Raw genomic sequence first — 15,856 nt, 5'->3', positions numbered from 1 at the left:
TCGAAAAGTGTGGAGCGGGCTAAACTTGCTTCAAGCTTGCTCAACTTTGATCGGCATTATTTGTTAAACTTTTCTTAACTTGAGTGGAATATACTCAACTTTGTTGATGTTGACTGAAGTGTAAGCAAGAATAAATGCTCGCTGACCTGTGCAGATGCACGATATTTTGTGGTGTCATTGCGGTGAGGTTGGCGAATATGATGAAAGGATTTTTGCACAAATGAGTTCATTCAATCCCACTACCAAGACCTCTGAGGCCATGCAGGTGGCCCTCCAGCAGGCTTCTGCCAATGGCAACCCGGATATTCGCCCAGCGCACCTCCTGGTGGCCATCCTGGAACAAGCTGATGGTGCTGCCGGTCCCGTGCTGACCGCCGCCGGTGTGGATACCAAAACGGTCATCAAAGAAGCCCAGCAGCTGGTCGACGGCTACCCGAAGGCTTCCGGTTCCAATCTGGCGAACCCCAATTTCAACCGCGAGGCACTCAATGCCCTGACCGCCTCCCAGGAACTCGCTGGTGAACTCGGTGATGAATATGTCTCCACCGAGGTGCTGCTGGCAGGTGTTGCGCGCGGCAAGTCTGATGCTGCTGACCTGCTCAAAGGCAAGGGTGCCACCTATGACACCATCAAAGCTGCCTTCCCTTCCGTACGTGGTAGCCAGAAGGTCACCACCCAGGACCCAGAGGGGCAGTTCCAGGCACTGGAGAAGTACTCCACTGACCTGACCAAGCTTGCCCGTGAAGGCAAGATTGATCCGGTGATCGGCCGTGATCAGGAGATCCGCCGCGTGGTGCAGGTCCTGAGCCGCCGCACCAAGAACAACCCTGTTCTCATCGGTGAACCTGGTGTGGGCAAGACCGCGATCGTGGAGGGCCTGGCTCGCCGCATCGTCGCAGGCGATGTCCCTGAGTCCCTCAAGGGCAAGACCCTGATCAGTCTTGACCTGGGTTCCATGGTTGCCGGTGCTAAGTACCGCGGGGAATTCGAGGAGCGACTGAAGGCTGTCCTTGATGAGATCAAGGGTGCCAATGGTGAGATCGTCACCTTCATTGATGAACTCCACACCATCGTCGGTGCCGGTGCGTCCGGAGAATCCGCCATGGATGCCGGCAACATGATCAAGCCTCTGCTTGCCCGCGGTGAGCTGCGTCTTGTCGGCGCCACCACCTTGAATGAGTACCGCAAGTACATCGAGAAGGATGCAGCGCTGGAGCGTCGTTTCCAGCAGGTCTATGTCGGTGAACCCACCGTTGAGGATGCCGTGGGTATTCTGCGTGGCCTGAAGGAACGCTATGAGGTCCACCATGGTGTCCGCATCCAGGACTCCGCGCTGGTGGCCGCAGCTGAACTGTCCAACCGCTATATCACCAGCCGATTCCTGCCTGATAAGGCCATCGACCTGGTCGATGAGGCAGCATCGCGTCTGCGCATGGAGATTGATTCCTCCCCGCAGGAGATCGATGAGCTGGAACGCATCGTGCGCCGCCTTGAAATTGAAGAAGTCGCCCTGCAGAAGGAGAGCGATGCCGCCTCCATCCAGCGTTTGGAGCGACTGCGCTCCGAACTGGCCGATGAGCGTGAGAAGCTCTCTGAACTCAAGTCCCGTTGGCAGAATGAGAAAACGGCCATCGACAACGTCCGTGAATCCAAGGAGGAACTCGAGGCGCTGCGCTCCGAGTCAGATATCGCTGAGCGTGAAGGTGACTATGGGCGTGTGGCTGAGCTGCGTTATGGCCGCATCCCCGAGTTGGAGAAGCAGATCGAGGAAGCCGAGGGCAAGATCGGTGGCACGGATAATTCCATGCTCACCGAGGAGGTCACCCCGGATGTCATCGCTGAGGTTGTTGCCGCCTGGACCGGTATTCCAGCAGGCAAGATGATGCAGGGTGAAACCGAGAAGCTGCTCAACATGGAAGGTGTGCTGGGTGAGCGCGTCGTCGGCCAGGTCGAGGCGCTGACGGCCGTATCCGATGCGGTGCGTCGTTCCCGTGCGGGTGTGGCAGATCCCAACCGACCCACCGGTTCTTTCCTCTTCCTGGGCCCGACAGGTGTGGGTAAGACGGAACTGGCCAAGGCAGTCTCAGAGTTCCTCTTCGATGATGAACGCGCCATGGTGCGCATCGACATGTCCGAGTACTCGGAGAAGCACTCCGTGGCACGTCTGGTCGGTGCCCCTCCGGGATACGTCGGCTATGACCAGGGTGGTCAGCTCACCGAAGCCGTCCGACGCCGTCCCTACACCGCGGTGCTGTTCGACGAGGTGGAGAAGGCCCACCCGGATGTCTTCGATATCCTCCTCCAGGTTCTCGACGACGGCCGCCTCACCGACGGCCAGGGACGCACCGTGGACTTCCGCAACACCATCCTGATCCTCACCTCCAACCTGGGTGCCGGTGGTACCCGCGAGCAGATGATGGATGCTGTGAAGAAGGCCTTCAAGCCGGAGTTCATCAACCGACTAGATGACATCGTCATCTTCGATCCGCTCTCCCAGGAGCAGCTGACCAGCATCGTTGACATCCAGATCGAGCAGCTGGCCGACCGCCTTGCCGGGCGTCGACTGGCTCTCCGCGTCTCGGATTCCGCCAAGCTCTGGCTGGCGGAACGCGGTTATGATCCGGCCTATGGTGCCCGCCCGCTGCGCAGGCTCATCCAGCAGGCCATCGGTGACACACTCGCCAAGGAACTGCTCGCTGGTGAGATCCGTGACGGTGACAAGGTGCTTGTCGACGTCGCCGACGGCGGCCAGTCCCTGGACATTTCCCGCGACTAAAGGTTAGTGCACATCCCCCGGTGGGGCCCACCCGATGCGTGGGGCCCCACCGGGGTTTGTCGTCGCTAAGCACTATGTGGTGGCAGTCACGGAAAAGGGCTCGTATCGTGGGGTCATGACACAGGATAAGCACCCAGAAAAGACACCCGGTGGGCCATCTGTGAAGGATGGCGAACTCTACGAGGAACTTCGTGAAGACGGTGCCAGTAAGGAAAAGGCGGCACGCATCGCCAATGCCGCTGCCAATTCCTCCCGTGAAGAAGTGGGCAAGAAGGGCGGCGAGGCCGGCAGCTATGAGGACTGGACCGTCGAAGAACTGCGCAAACGTGCCGCCGAGCTGGAGATCGAGGGTCGCTCCACCATGAAGAAGGACGAACTGATCGATTCCCTGCGAAATCACTAGAAACAGTTAATGGACAACCCTTGGCAGGGGATTATCTGCTGAGTTGGCGCTCGAGGGCCTGGATATGAATGCCAACAGCACGATCACCAATATGATCGCGCCGGGAAGTACACACCGCTGGAAGCTGTGTCCATCCATAATTCCCACCCCTCGGTCCACCAGTGCGAAAACGCCAGGGTGATATACAGGTAGCCACCAGCATCACGTATTTTTTCGCTTGTACTCGACGCTGCTGCCGAAGAAGGTGGAACTGACAGCAATGGCCACCCCATGTGAAGGCCACTGAGTACACCGCCCACAGTAACATTCCGGGTTTCCAGGCACACTCAGAACAGCAGTGCATAAGGCAGTAGCCCGGTCACCACTGCGACGATCAGGGTGTTGATCAACACTTGGTGGAAGTGTTTCACAGGGCAATCCTACAGCCGAGAGGTGGTTCCTAGAACTGCCCGGTGGCTGGTGGGAAAAATGTGGGTACTAGCATGTGGATACGTGAAGATCGACGAACTGATTGCGCTCGCGGCGGAGCAACCGACCCGCATTTCCAGGCGTTCCGGGGTGTCCCGCTCCACCTTGAAGCGAGTCAAGGACGGAACCAGCGAGCCAACATTGTCGACTCTCCGCGAGGTTGCCCTCGCACTCGGCCTGGATATCACAGTGCACGCCGGCGCAGCCTCTGATCCCTATGCCGCAGCCGCAGCACGAACGCTCATCGACGACTCCGTCCCAGAAAACCCCCATGACGCTGATGTGGTGGCCTGGCTTGACCGCTTTGAACGCTGGGGCATCAATGATCCCCTGACCCTGGTGGCAGAAGCCGGAATCCTGCAGGGCATTGAACGTCGTCAGGGAGCCCAGTTCGTGGCCATTGAATCTGGCGAACTTGCCGATCTACCTGAACTTTTCGCTCAGCGCGATGCCCAATGGGCATTATCCGGTGCTGCAGCAGCCACCGTGATCAGGGGCCAGGTGATCACCGGACCCACCGTGGTCTGGCATGACGGTGGGGCAGAAGGCCCGCCCCTCAACTTCGGTACCCCTGTTGCCACAGCAGCGGAGGCAGATGTGATCCTGGTACCTGCCGGTGCCACCGAGCTTGCCGGTCATTACGCCCAGGGACCACTATTTTTTGTGGCACCGGTGCAGTTGGTCATTGATCTCAACAGCCTGAAGATGTTCGATCAGGCAGACTATCTTACCAGCGGTTGGCGTTAGTGTCCTTGCTGATCAGGGCTGTGACTTCCTGCCCTGCGCTGAGACTGCCCAACGCCTAGGCTCGGTGGCATGACCGTATCGATCTCCCCGTCCGAACTTGCAGAATCGATCCACACCGGTGAGAAAAACACCGTCCTAGCAGCCTTCTGGGCACCGATTGAAGGCGCCGGGCAGACACTTTTCCGTTCCGAACACATCCCCAACTCCCTGTTCTGTGATCCTGCGATGGAATTGGCAGGGCTGCCCAGCTCCAGTGATGGCCGCAATCCGTTGCCACCTGTCAGACTGCTCACCCAGGCTTTCCGACGCTGGGGACTAAACACCGACCGCAAGGTTGTGGTCTATGACCAGGGACGTGGACTCTACGCTGCACGCGCCTGGTGGATTCTCAAATGGGCGGGCATCCCGGAAGTCCGCATCCTCGACGGAGGTTTCCGCAACTGGGAGGATGGGGACCATGGTCACGCGGGCGGACCGGGTAATTTTCCACACTTTTGCAATGTACGGCCGAACCCCGGGCAGATGCCGGTGGCCACGATGGAGGATGTCAAGAAACATACCGGCATCCTCATCGATGCCCGTGATTCTGCCCGTTTCGCTGGACACCGGGAACTCCTTGATCTGAAGGCGGGACATATTCCGGGAGCCGTCAACGTCCCGGCACGCAACCTGCTTAATGAGGACCACACCTTCAAGGCCCCGGAAGAAATCCGGGAGATCCTCAGCCTGGCGGGGGTGACCAGCGGTGATGATGTGATCGTCTATTCCGGCTCGGGTAACCACTCCGCCCAGGTGCTGGCAGCGATGGAGCAGGCAGGACTCACCGGGGCAGCCCATTATCTGGGTGGCTGGTCTCAGTGGAGCGCCAACGCAACCAACCCTGTGGAGCGCTCAGCTTAAATTATCGCCTTCTGCCAGTAAGGTGTGAGATGTGATGGAAACACTGGTGCTGCTCATCGCCGCTCTTATTCTGGCGGCAGGTATCGCTCTGTGGAGCGCAGATGCACGTGCGAAGAAGGCGTCTTCCCGTGCACGTTCTGGTGATGCACCAGATCTGGTGGAGGCACAGGAAGCCGATGAGGTCCCTGCCCCGGATACTGATGCTGGTTCTGACTACGCTCCAGAAGCTGCTCCGGAACCTTCCCCTGAAGTTGAGCCGACACCGGAACCTGTTGTGGCGAAGGTGCCGGAAAAGGTTGTCGCCCACTATGACGATGAAGTCTCTGACCTTGATGATGAGGTGGAGGCGGGGTTGGCAGCCGTGCCTGAGGTGGCGGAGTCGGAGCTGGAGGTAAAAGACATTGAGCCTGAACCAGAACCTGAGGTGACACCCCGTGCTCACGCTCCTGTTTCCACAACGGTGCGGGAGGAGGAACAAGGCGTCGAAAAGCATTCTTTCCTGCAGTCGCTGCCGGGAAGCCAACGTCGGGAACGTCGACACTGGGCCTCCAAACATGGCTTTGACTTCATCAAAGAAGATGCCTTCCTGACCGATGAATGGTCCCGCGGTGCGGCATCGACGGGAGCTGTGGCCAGGGATGTGGCCAGCGGTATCGCTGAGGGCTATGAGACACACCTGGTGGATCTGGCCGGGGTGCCTGTGATGGCGATGCGCCGAGGTAGGAACTCCGAGGTGGTCATCGATGCCCGCCGTGCGACCCTGACCATCGATCCGGAACGCAATGATTCCGATGACCTGCTGGAAGTGGAGACTGTTTCTGGCTTCACGCTGCTGAGCAACATGGCCGGTGTGGCACAAAGATTTGTGGATGAACGCGTCCAGGTGGCTTTTGAAGCCATGCCGGAGGCAGTGACCGCGGTGTGGTTTGAATCCGACTGGGTGCTTGCTGAAACCACCAAGGGCAGCACTGCGGAGGACTGGGACAATATTCTCCAGCCCCTGGCACTGCTGACCGATGCCTCCTTCACCCTTCCCCCACGTTCCCAGGACAAGAGCGTAAACCTCGCCCTCATTGAACCCACCCGTCCGAAACCAGACACCCCTGATGATCCCCGTGAACCCTCCCCTGAGCAGGAGGTGGATCTCACCCAACCACTGGTGATCCGTCCGGAGGAACCACTGCAGATGCCGGTCCGTGGTGTGCAGGAGAGCAGGGGGGTGGTGGAGCCCCGCGCATTGGGCGCTGATGATGTGGATTCCATCGCTGATGGGCAAACCACCCAGAATTACTCTGATTACAACGGCACCCGTGTGCTACGCAACTTGAGTGGCCGTTCCAGCATCTTTGACGATGTCGATGAAGACACCACCCCACCGGAGCCTGAGTTCCGGGGGCTGCCCACTGATTGGAAACGCAATCTGGATCCCGAGTTGAGCCGTTTCCTCAACAGCGATAAGCGCCGCGATGACAACCGTGATCAGGACCGCGACTCTTAAAGCACACCCCCAGGGTTCTATGCTTGAGGGGAACACTTCACCTTAAGGAAAGGGACTGACGTCATGTCTGCACCTCAAGTCAACGCCGAACTCCGCACGGAGCTGGCAGAACTCATCAAGGAACTGGCTGTAGTCCACGGAGAGGTCACCCTTTCCTCGGGCAAGAAGGCGGACTATTACATCGATGTCCGCCGCGCCACCCTGCATGCGCGTGCCTCCCGCCTCATCGGACAGCTGCTGCGCGAAATCACCACCGACTGGGATTTCGACGCCGTGGGTGGACTCACCCTGGGCGCTGACCCCGTGGCCACCGCCGTCATGCATGCTGAGGGCCGTGACATCCATGCCTTTGTTGTCCGCAAGGAAACCAAAAAGCACGGCATGCAGCGCCGCATCGAGGGGCCAGACATCGTGGGCAAGAAAGTCCTGGTTGTGGAAGACACCACCACCACCGGCAACTCCCCACTCACTGCAGTGGCAGCACTGCGTGAAGCTGGTGCTGAAGTCATTGGTGTTGCCACCGTCGTTGACCGTGCCACCGGTGCCGATGAGGTCATCGCCGCAGAAGGCGTGCCCTACCGCTTCCTCCTGGGACTGGATGATCTTGACCTCGGATAGTCCAAGCACTCCGGAAGCAGGGGAAGCAACACCGGGGCCCACGGAATGGGGCGAATCCCGGGTCGGTAAAGCACCCTGGGAAGAAGAACACCCGGGTACCCCGCGCCCCAGCGATGAGCACTTCGATCCTGAACTGCTCGATAACGGAGACCGCCGCAACGTGGTGGACGCCTACCGCTACTGGACCCGCGAGGCAATCGTCAAAGACATCGATACCCGCAGACACACCGTGCATGTGGCCATCGAGAACTTCGAAAATGATGCCAATATCGGAACCGTCGTCCGCACCGCCAACGCTTTTGCCGTGGACACCGTCCACATCGTGGGCCGTCGACGCTGGAACCGACGCGGAGCCATGGTCACCGACCGCTACCAGCACCTCGAACACCACCCGGATGTCCACTCCGTACTCGAATGGGCACGCCTCCATGACCTGACCGTGGTGGCCATCGACAACACCCCTGGCTCTATTCCCCTGGAAACCGCAGAACTACCCGAAAGGTGCCTGCTGCTCTTCGGCCAGGAAGGCCCCGGAGTCACCGAAGCCGCCCGCGAGGGTGCCCTGATGACCTGCTCGATCGCACAATTCGGCTCAACCCGATCCATCAACGCAGGTGTCGCCGCTGGCATCGCCATGCACACCTGGATTCGCCAACACGCCGACCTCACCAACGCCTGGTAACTTTTTGCTCCCCAGGACCGTTAGTATTTCGTTATACTTCAAGGGATATTCACCCACCCCACGAAACTACTTCCCGGAGCAAGAAACAATAAGTGTTAGATACATGGGTCAATCGCGCTGATCTGGCCGAATCTGCCATCAACGAGCGGCACGCCGCTCGTGTCTGGGGTCTGCCCCGAACCAACCTCGGCTATGTCGCATGGCCGGCAAATGGCAAGGAAAAGCTCTTCTTCCACTGGCACTACTGGTGGCAGGCCCATTATCTGGATTGCCTGGTGGACGCGGCCCGCCGACGCACCACCAAGGCGCGCCGGGATCGCATCCGGTACACCATGCGCGGCATCGCCGTGCGCAACGTGAAGAAGTTGAGCACCAACCGTTATTACGATGACAAGGCCTGGTTGGCACTTGCTATGGGGCGTGCAGGCAAGGTGCGCAAGGTACGTGCGCCGAAAGCCCTGAAGCCACTGGAGAGCAATATCGTGGCTGGGGTGGACTCGCTGACCGGTGTGTTGCCGTGGCGTTCGGGTGAGACCTTCTACAATGTTCCCTCCAATGGTCCAGCGGCCATCATGATGGCGCGCACCGATCGCCTGGCTCAGGCGATCGACATTGTCGAATGGATCTTTGACAATCTGATCGATGTGGATGGCCTGGTCATGGATGGTCTGCGTATGCGCATGCATGGCCCTGAACTGGTGCGCAATATCCACCCCTACTGTCAGGGCGTGGCATTGGGTGCCTGCCTGGAGATCGCCTTGAAGCTGCGTGAACGCCAGGGTGTCTCCTCCACGGATGTGGACAGTTGGCGTGATGCCGACAAGGCGGAGGATTCCCTGCGCTATATCATCCGCATCCGCGAGTTGGTAGATGCCATCTCCCGTCATATGGCCAACCGCCAGGGTGTTATTGATTGGGATACCGGTGATGGTGATGGTGGATTATTCAAGGGAATCCTGGTGCGTTATCTTGCCGATGTGGCTGTCCGCCTTCCCGATGATTCCGTGGCCAACCGGGAAACTAAGCGGAAGGCCACCCGCATGGTGATTGAATCCGCGGAGAGCGTGTGGAATCACCGCCTTGAGGTTGATGGCCTGCCTGTGTTTGCCACGGACTGGACCGCTGATGCGCGTCTGCCACAGAACTTTGGTCTGGGATCGTCCGGATTCAATGAGATCGTGAGTGTGGTTCGTGTGGATGAGCGTGATCTCTCGGTCCAGTTGTCCGGTTGGATGCTGATGGAGGCTGCGGCTCATGTGGCGGAGGCAGTGGTGGATCAGGGAAATGAATTCACCGGAAGAACGAAATGACCCCCCGTTCGCATCGCGGTGAACCACGTTGACCTGCATGTCCGCGTTGTCCTTCGAGAGAGGCATTTATCACAGCGCAAAAATGGCGTGATGCGGGCATAATTGAATCTAGGCAGTCGTCGAGACCACAAGCAGTGCCCGATCAGACTTGTTCGGACATTTGGGCGCTGTGGGGTCGGCGGTGCGCACACCTGTGTCCGGGGAATCCCGGAGTACATATCGGATTCTGCAATGACCATGTCTACAACGACAGTCAGCTTATAGAGGAGACTTTCTATGCCAATCGCAACTCCCGAGGTCTACAACGAGATGCTCGACCGCGCCAAGGAGGGTGGCTTCGCCTTCCCAGCGATCAACTGCACCTCCTCGGAAACCATCAACGCTGCGCTGAAGGGCTTCGCAGACGCGGAGTCTGACGGTATTATCCAGTTCTCCACCGGTGGTGCTGAGTTCGGTTCCGGCCAGTCCGTGAAGAACAAGGTTAAGGGTGCTGTCGCACTGGCTGCCTTCGCACACGAAGCTGCCAAGAGCTACGGCATCAACGTTGCGCTGCACACCGACCACTGCCAGAAGGAGGTTCTGGACGAGTTCGTCCGCCCCCTGCTGGCTATCTCCCAGGAGCGCGTTGACCGCGGAGAGCTCCCACTCTTCCAGTCTCACATGTGGGATGGTTCCGCTGTTCCAATCGATGAGAACCTCGAGATCGCACAGGAACTGCTGGCCAAGTCCCGCGCTGCCAACATCATCCTCGAAGTTGAGATCGGTGTTGTCGGTGGCGAGGAAGACGGCGTTGAGGCCAAGGCCGGCGCCAACCTCTACACCACTCACGAGGACTTTGAGAAGACCATTGACGCCCTCGGCACCGGCGAACACGGCCGTTACCTGCTCGCTGCCACCTTCGGCAACGTCCACGGCGTGTACAAGCCAGGCAATGTGAAGCTGCGGCCGGAGATCCTCCTTGAGGGCCAGCAGGTTGCCCGCAAGAAGCTTGGCCTGGGCGACGACGCCTTGCCATTCGACTTCGTCTTCCACGGTGGCTCCGGCTCCGAGAAGGAAAAGATCGAGGAGTCCCTGCGTTATGGCGTCATCAAGATGAACGTTGACACCGACACCCAGTACGCCTTCACCCGCCCGGTTGTTTCCCACATGTTCGAGAACTACAACGGCGTGCTGAAGATCGACGGCGAGGTCGGAAACAAGAAGGCCTACGACCCACGCTCCTACCTGAAGAAGGCAGAGCTGAGCATGGCTGAGCGCATCGTTGAGTCCTGCCAGGACCTGAAGTCCGTGGGCAAGACCACCGCCAAGTAACACCTGGCTTCAGTGCCTGTTCTCAACAGGTAGCTTTTATCACTAACGCCTGGTTCACCGGAAGTTTCCGGGAACCAGGCGTTGTTGTTTTCTCAATGACACTAATGTTGAAGCCATGGCAAAGAAGAAGCTTGGCACCATCGCCAGACTCAATGAGATAGACACCTCCCTGCGTAACCGATTGCTGCGTGTCCGCACCCGGGTGTTGTTCATCATGCAGTCGGCTATCGGCGCTGGTCTTGCCTACTGGTTCGCAGTGGAAGTCGCCGGTCACTTCCTGCCCTTCTTCGCACCCATGGCGTGCGTGATCATCCTGGGCCTCACTGGTGGTGAGCGGGTGAAAAGGGCGGTGGAACTCACCCTGGGCTGTGCCTTAGGCGTGGGTGTGGGCGATCTGATCATCATGCAGATCGGATCGGGGTATCTGCAGATTTTCGCGGTGGTGTTCTGTGCCCTGACGGTGGCGTCCTTTGTGTCCAAGTCAGGTCTGGTGAGTAACCAGATGGCCATCGGTGGCATCCTCATCTCCACGATCATGCCCCCGGGTGATGGCGGGGGCTTTGACCGCATGCTTGATGCCTTGATCGGTGGTGTGGTGGGCATTCTGGTTATCGCTCTGTTGCCATCATCACCGCTGCGGGCAGGGAGGCAGCAGGTAGCCAATGTCTTAGGTATTGCCTCGAGTGTGCTCGATGATGTGGCAGATGCCCTGAGAGCGAAGGACTCCCGGGCCCTGGATGCTGCACTGACCGCCATCCGTAATTCCCAGACTGATGTGGATAAGCTCAAAACAGCAGCTTCCTCCGGTAAGGAGCAGGCCACCATCTCACCTTTCCAGTGGGGTAACCGCGGACGCATCAGATCCCTGATCAGGATTCTCTCCCCCGTGGATAACACCATCCGCAACAGCCGTGTCCTGGCAAGAAGAGCCTTGATCCTGACTCAGGATGGCGATGAGATCAGTGAGGAACAGATTGAGATCATCGAGGAGATCGCAGCCATCGCACTGAGCCTGTCGGACCTCTATGAACGTCACCGGGAAGTCAGCGAGGCCACCGAGATCCCTGATCTGGTGCGGCGTTTGCGCTACCTCGGCGGACGTGTGGGCATGGACGTGGCTGAAGGCAGGGTGCTGTCCGCCCAGGTGATTCTGGCACAGTCCAGATCCATCATCGTGGACCTGCTGCAGATCTGCGGTATGTCACGGGAATCAGCGGTGGCGGTCCTGGTGCCCACCTCTGAAAGCCCGGCCTACCCACCAGAGGTCTGGGTGGATATGGAAGAGGAACTCTAGGGGAGTCAGTTAAGAACTGAGCAGCTTCCTTCCGTTCCCCACCGCAGGCAGGAATCAGCGGCTACAGTGGCCAGGTTTTCCACCATGTTCCGTATGGCATCGGGGACCAGATCTGACCATGATCATCAGCAATAGAGGGGCTGGGTTTGATGACTGCGCCCGTATGGTGACCAGGTACCGGAGAAGTTTATGGGTCTCCTGAACACTCTGCACAGCCGACACAGGATTATTGATACTGCCCGATAGGGCACGGTCGGCGATACCGGTGAGCTGACGGAATCCGAAGGCCACATCCTGGTGGAGTTCCTGCTCACTGAGCTCACCCTCTCACCAGACCTGCATCAGGGGTTGTCCCGCAACCAGGAAATCACTCACTGAGCGGTCCGCGGTGATCACGGCGTCATTCTCCATGACCCAAGAGACCAGCATGCGGTAGTCAATCCACACCAGGCAGCCAGGGCGGTCTGCCAGGATCTCATCCCAGGGATGATCACCCTGGTCCCTGGTCCCTGTACCTGTACCTGGACTGCGTCTTCGTCGCGGACTGGACAGATACGCTGTGCCAGATCCATGGTTTCCCGACTGGGCTCAGCAATGGCGTTGGAGACCTGGCATTGATGAGGTGATGAGAAGGATGAGAGTTAGCATGACGCAGGTGGCGGGAACAGCGCAGAATGGTTGCCAGATATGGTTCCATCATGTTTCACGGGGAACATCCGGGATGTCTCCCCTGGGGGCCGGAAGATGTCAGCATTATCTTTGGTAGTCACAACTTCTGGGATGACACGCTCAAGGATCTGTCAGGGGCGGACAATCTGCAGGTCACGCAGGTGGCGGTAGAAGGTCACCCGTTCCACGGCGCGCTTGCGTGAAACCCCATCCACGATGATCTTCAGGGAGGGACCACCGGCCTGGAGGGCACGTCCTGTGGACAGTGTGTCAGCATCGACGGTGCCGGCGGGCCTTTTACGCAGACCCTTTTTGATCTCCGTGCCGGGAAGGGGAGTGTCCATGGTGACGGCGACGATACCGGGGGCATCCATCATGGGCACCAGGCGGGCTCCGAAGACACCCCGGCGTGGGGTTTTCTCCCTGGCTTCATGGCGGATGAGTACGCGGTCATCCACGATGATCTCACCGGTGATCTCACCCGGTTCCCACTCGGAGACACTCGCGGAACCAGCGATCGCCACGGCGGTATCGTCACGGATGGTGGGCACAGGTTTGACCACACCAGTCAGAGCCAACGTCAGAGCTTCAGCTGGGTCAGCCGGGATACCCCAGTTCTTTGCCGCGGTGGAGTCACCCACCGGAACATAACCCACCTCAGCCCAGAGGTTATCGCCGCGCATCAGACGTGTGATCACTGCAGACAAGGCTGCATCATCACCGATGACCACCACACGCAGGGGGCGTTCTGGTTGCTGGGGTGCAGGCTTCGGGGTACTGAGGTGTGCCACATCGGGCTGCTGGGCAATTTCATCCAGGGAAGGGGTGGGATCGGTGGGAAGGACGTCGAAGGCTGCGTCGTCAAGCATCCTCAGGTCACGGCGCGTGGGCAGAGCAGGCAGGTCATGGACCTCCGGTACCACGGGAGCTGCAGAAAAATCGGTGACGGAGGGGGTTTCGCAACGCAGGACAAGAAGACGCATACAGATAACCTTAGTAGTCAGACTTGGGATTCCAATGCCGAGATTCGCGACTGTGCCTAGTAGTATGAAATAACGTCTGTGTGCGCACACGCGTGCACGCTCCAACTTCACGGATCGGATGTGACGTAAACCAATGGCTGCAATCGTTATTGTCGGCGCCCAATGGGGCGATGAAGGCAAAGGTAAGGCCACGGATATTCTCGGCGGACTCGTCGACTACGTGGTCAAACCCAATGGTGGCAACAATGCCGGACACACCGTTGTTGTCGGCGGCGAGAAGTATGAGCTCAAGCTCCTTCCCGCCGGAGTTCTTTCCGATACCGCGGTACCCATCCTGGGCAACGGTGTCGTGATCAACCTGGAAGCCCTCTTCGAGGAAATCGACGGCCTGGAAGCACGCGGCGCGGACACGTCCCGCCTGCGCATCTCCGCCAACGCACATCTGGTCGCGCCTTATCACCAGGTCATGGACCGCGTTCAGGAACGTTTCCTGGGTAAGCGCGCCATCGGCACCACCGGCCGCGGCATCGGCCCAACCTACGCGGACAAGGTCTCCCGTGTGGGCATCCGCGTGCAGGACATCTTCGATGAGTCCATCCTGCGCCAGAAGATCGAATCTGCACTTGATGTGAAGAACCAGGTCCTGGTTAAGATGTACAACCGCAAGGCGATTGTCGCTGAGGAAATCGTGCACTACTTCCTCTCTTACGCCGAGCGCCTGCGCCCCATGGTCATCGACGCCACCCTCGTGCTCAACAACGCACTCGATGAAGGCAAGACCGTCCTCATGGAAGGCGGCCAGGCCACCATGCTCGACGTGGACCACGGCACCTACCCCTTCGTCACCTCCTCCAACCCAACCTCAGGCGGCGCCTGCGTGGGTTCCGGTGTCGGACCAACCCGCATCACCACCACCCTGGGCATCATCAAGGCCTACACCACCCGTGTTGGTGCAGGCCCCTTCCCAACCGAGCTTTTCGACGAATGGGGCGAGTACCTCCAGCGTGTCGGCGGCGAAGTCGGCGTGAACACCGGACGTACCCGCCGCTGTGGTTGGTATGACTCCGTGATCGCCCGTTATGCCACCCGCGTCAACGGCTTCACCGATTACTTCCTGACCAAGCTCGACGTGCTCACCGGCATCGGCGAGATCCCGATCTGTGTGGCCTACGACGTTGACGGCGTCCGCCACGACGAGATGCCGATGACCCAGTCCGAGTTCCACCACGCCAAGCCGATCTTCGAAACCATGCCTGCATGGGACGAGGACATCACCGGCTGCCGCACTTTCGAGGACCTCCCACAGAAGGCACAGGACTATGTCCGCCGCCTCGAGGAACTCTCCGGTGCACGCTTCTCCTACATCGGTGTCGGCCCCGGCCGCGACCAGACCATCGTGCTTCACGACGTCCTGGAAGACTAGTTTTTTTACGCTGCTGTAGCTGAAGGCACTGCAGGAACCTTTGTGAAGGGTTTCCTACAGTGCCTTTCTTGTTTTGGGCTCTTGTTTCCCCCTCAGGTCAACGTTTGTTGAGAAAAGGCTGGAAACAGGATTTTTGAAGGTTTTTTCCTGATCTTGACCTGAGGGGAAACTGCTGCCTAATAGGGGCGGTACTCAAAGTGGCTGAGGGTCTCCATGACCTCCTGCGGGCTCAGCCGCGTGTAGAACCTGGCCCGGCTGTCCTCATGAGGAGCGGTACCGAACTTATGGAACACCGCATCAAAAGCCATGGCCGTATCAATGGCCGGTGGGAGATCACCATCATCAAAACGAGCACCGATCAGGGCTGCCGCCGCGGTGGTGAGATGACGGGTGGCAGAGTGATAATCCAGAACCCGGGCATCATTGAGACACTCCAGATGTGGGGCGGCAAGACAGAACTCCTGGATGCCGCACTGCATGTCCTCGCTGATCACGATGGTGCATAACTGTTGTGCCACCGCATCAGGCCCCTCCACCTTTTCCACACGGGGCAGGAGCTTCTCCAGCTGCTGGAGCGTGGGCGTGATGGTGTCCCCATAACTGCGGCCGGCTTTGGTGGCCTCCGCAATCTGAGTGTGGAGGGCCTCCAGGGTCTTATCCCACCGGGGTTCTGCCAGACGCCTGATCCCCGGGATGTTGATCGGCAGGGTGGTGCTGGGAAACTTAGGAGAGGAAATTTTAGGATTCGGGATCTTCATCGTGAACCATCCTGGA

At 59.1% G+C, this 15,856-nt stretch carries 13 protein-coding genes and 1 pseudogene; 11 read left to right on the top strand and 3 right to left on the bottom strand.

What is annotated here, in order from left to right:
• The first annotated feature begins 220 nt into the window (after window positions 1-220).
• The 10 genes from clpB (at window position 221) to Q0M74_RS00185 (ending at window position 12,007) form a co-directional block, all read left to right on the top strand.
• A complete protein-coding gene (gene clpB, locus Q0M74_RS00230; RefSeq protein WP_293950596.1) occupies window positions 221-2,776 on the top strand; it encodes an ATP-dependent chaperone ClpB in 2,556 nt (851 codons plus the stop codon).
• Window positions 2,777-2,891: 115 nt separating this feature from the next.
• Window positions 2,892-3,179 (top strand): Rho termination factor N-terminal domain-containing protein, encoded by a 288-nt coding sequence (locus Q0M74_RS00225; RefSeq protein ID WP_293950594.1) that lies wholly within the window; start codon window positions 2,892-2,894, stop codon window positions 3,177-3,179.
• A gap of 492 nt (window positions 3,180-3,671) precedes the next feature.
• Window positions 3,672-4,394, top strand: a complete 723-nt coding sequence (locus tag Q0M74_RS00220) for a helix-turn-helix domain-containing protein (RefSeq protein WP_293950592.1) — start codon at window positions 3,672-3,674, stop codon at window positions 4,392-4,394.
• Between the two features lie 69 nt (window positions 4,395-4,463).
• The gene (locus Q0M74_RS00215; RefSeq protein WP_293950590.1) at window positions 4,464-5,294 is read left to right on the top strand and encodes a sulfurtransferase; all 831 of its coding nucleotides are present in this window, start codon (window positions 4,464-4,466) and stop codon (window positions 5,292-5,294) included.
• 34 nt (window positions 5,295-5,328) lie between these two features.
• A complete protein-coding gene (locus Q0M74_RS00210) occupies window positions 5,329-6,792 on the top strand; it encodes a hypothetical protein (protein WP_293950624.1) in 1,464 nt (487 codons plus the stop codon).
• Window positions 6,793-6,855: 63 nt separating this feature from the next.
• On the top strand, window positions 6,856-7,410 hold the full coding sequence (pyrE, locus tag Q0M74_RS00205) for an orotate phosphoribosyltransferase (protein WP_293950588.1): 555 nt from the start codon (window positions 6,856-6,858) through the stop codon (window positions 7,408-7,410).
• On the top strand, window positions 7,391-8,092 hold the full coding sequence (locus Q0M74_RS00200) for a TrmH family RNA methyltransferase (RefSeq protein WP_293950586.1): 702 nt from the start codon (window positions 7,391-7,393) through the stop codon (window positions 8,090-8,092). Before pyrE ends, Q0M74_RS00200 begins: the two co-directional genes overlap by 20 nt.
• Before the next feature lie 92 nt (window positions 8,093-8,184).
• The gene (locus tag Q0M74_RS00195) at window positions 8,185-9,402 is read left to right on the top strand and encodes a glycoside hydrolase family 76 protein (RefSeq protein WP_293950584.1); all 1,218 of its coding nucleotides are present in this window, start codon (window positions 8,185-8,187) and stop codon (window positions 9,400-9,402) included.
• Between the two features lie 276 nt (window positions 9,403-9,678).
• Entirely contained in the window at window positions 9,679-10,713 is a 1,035-nt protein-coding gene (fbaA, locus tag Q0M74_RS00190) for a class II fructose-bisphosphate aldolase (protein WP_293950582.1), read from the top strand.
• Window positions 10,714-10,828: 115 nt separating this feature from the next.
• On the top strand, window positions 10,829-12,007 hold the full coding sequence (locus Q0M74_RS00185; protein WP_293950580.1) for an aromatic acid exporter family protein: 1,179 nt from the start codon (window positions 10,829-10,831) through the stop codon (window positions 12,005-12,007).
• A 54-nt stretch (window positions 12,008-12,061) separates the two neighbouring features.
• Here the strand turns inward: Q0M74_RS00185 and Q0M74_RS00180 are convergent.
• Window positions 12,062-12,478: pseudogene (locus Q0M74_RS00180) on the bottom strand (DUF2254 family protein).
• Window positions 12,479-12,807: 329 nt separating this feature from the next.
• Window positions 12,808-13,659 (bottom strand): hypothetical protein, encoded by an 852-nt coding sequence (locus Q0M74_RS00175; RefSeq protein ID WP_293950578.1) that lies wholly within the window; start codon window positions 13,657-13,659, stop codon window positions 12,808-12,810.
• Between the two features lie 133 nt (window positions 13,660-13,792).
• On the opposite strand from Q0M74_RS00175, the gene Q0M74_RS00170 reads away from it, so the two are divergent.
• Window positions 13,793-15,082, top strand: a complete 1,290-nt coding sequence (locus Q0M74_RS00170; RefSeq protein WP_293950576.1) for an adenylosuccinate synthase — start codon at window positions 13,793-13,795, stop codon at window positions 15,080-15,082.
• 176 nt (window positions 15,083-15,258) lie between these two features.
• On the opposite strand, the gene Q0M74_RS00165 is transcribed toward Q0M74_RS00170, so the two are convergent.
• Window positions 15,259-15,840, bottom strand: coding sequence for a hypothetical protein (locus Q0M74_RS00165; protein WP_293950574.1), 582 nt, complete (start codon window positions 15,838-15,840; stop codon window positions 15,259-15,261).
• Between the last annotated feature and the right edge of the window lie 16 nt (window positions 15,841-15,856).

This window comes from uncultured Corynebacterium sp., from assembly GCF_945649885.1.
Lineage (GTDB): Bacteria > Actinomycetota > Actinomycetes > Mycobacteriales > Mycobacteriaceae > Corynebacterium.
The sequence above is the reverse complement of the archived record's forward strand: the minus strand, read 5'-3'. Positions and strand labels throughout refer to the sequence as shown.

Excerpts from the sequence above, each read along its gene's own strand:
- clpB (WP_293950596.1), top strand. The coding sequence starts at position 221 with ATGAGTTCATTCAATCCCACTACCAAGACCTCTGAGGCCATGCAGGTG.
- Q0M74_RS00225 (WP_293950594.1), top strand. The coding sequence starts at position 2,892 with ATGACACAGGATAAGCACCCAGAAAAGACACCCGGTGGGCCATCTGTG.
- Q0M74_RS00215 (WP_293950590.1), top strand. The coding sequence starts at position 4,464 with ATGACCGTATCGATCTCCCCGTCCGAACTTGCAGAATCGATCCACACC.
- Q0M74_RS00210 (WP_293950624.1), top strand. The coding sequence starts at position 5,329 with ATGGAAACACTGGTGCTGCTCATCGCCGCTCTTATTCTGGCGGCAGGT.
- pyrE (WP_293950588.1), top strand. The coding sequence starts at position 6,856 with ATGTCTGCACCTCAAGTCAACGCCGAACTCCGCACGGAGCTGGCAGAA.
- Q0M74_RS00200 (WP_293950586.1), top strand. The coding sequence starts at position 7,391 with ATGATCTTGACCTCGGATAGTCCAAGCACTCCGGAAGCAGGGGAAGCA.
- fbaA (WP_293950582.1), top strand. The coding sequence starts at position 9,679 with ATGCCAATCGCAACTCCCGAGGTCTACAACGAGATGCTCGACCGCGCC.
- Q0M74_RS00185 (WP_293950580.1), top strand. The coding sequence starts at position 10,829 with ATGGCAAAGAAGAAGCTTGGCACCATCGCCAGACTCAATGAGATAGAC.
- Q0M74_RS00175 (WP_293950578.1), bottom strand. The coding sequence starts at position 13,659 with ATGCGTCTTCTTGTCCTGCGTTGCGAAACCCCCTCCGTCACCGATTTT.
- Q0M74_RS00170 (WP_293950576.1), top strand. The coding sequence starts at position 13,793 with ATGGCTGCAATCGTTATTGTCGGCGCCCAATGGGGCGATGAAGGCAAA.
- Q0M74_RS00165 (WP_293950574.1), bottom strand. The coding sequence starts at position 15,840 with ATGAAGATCCCGAATCCTAAAATTTCCTCTCCTAAGTTTCCCAGCACC.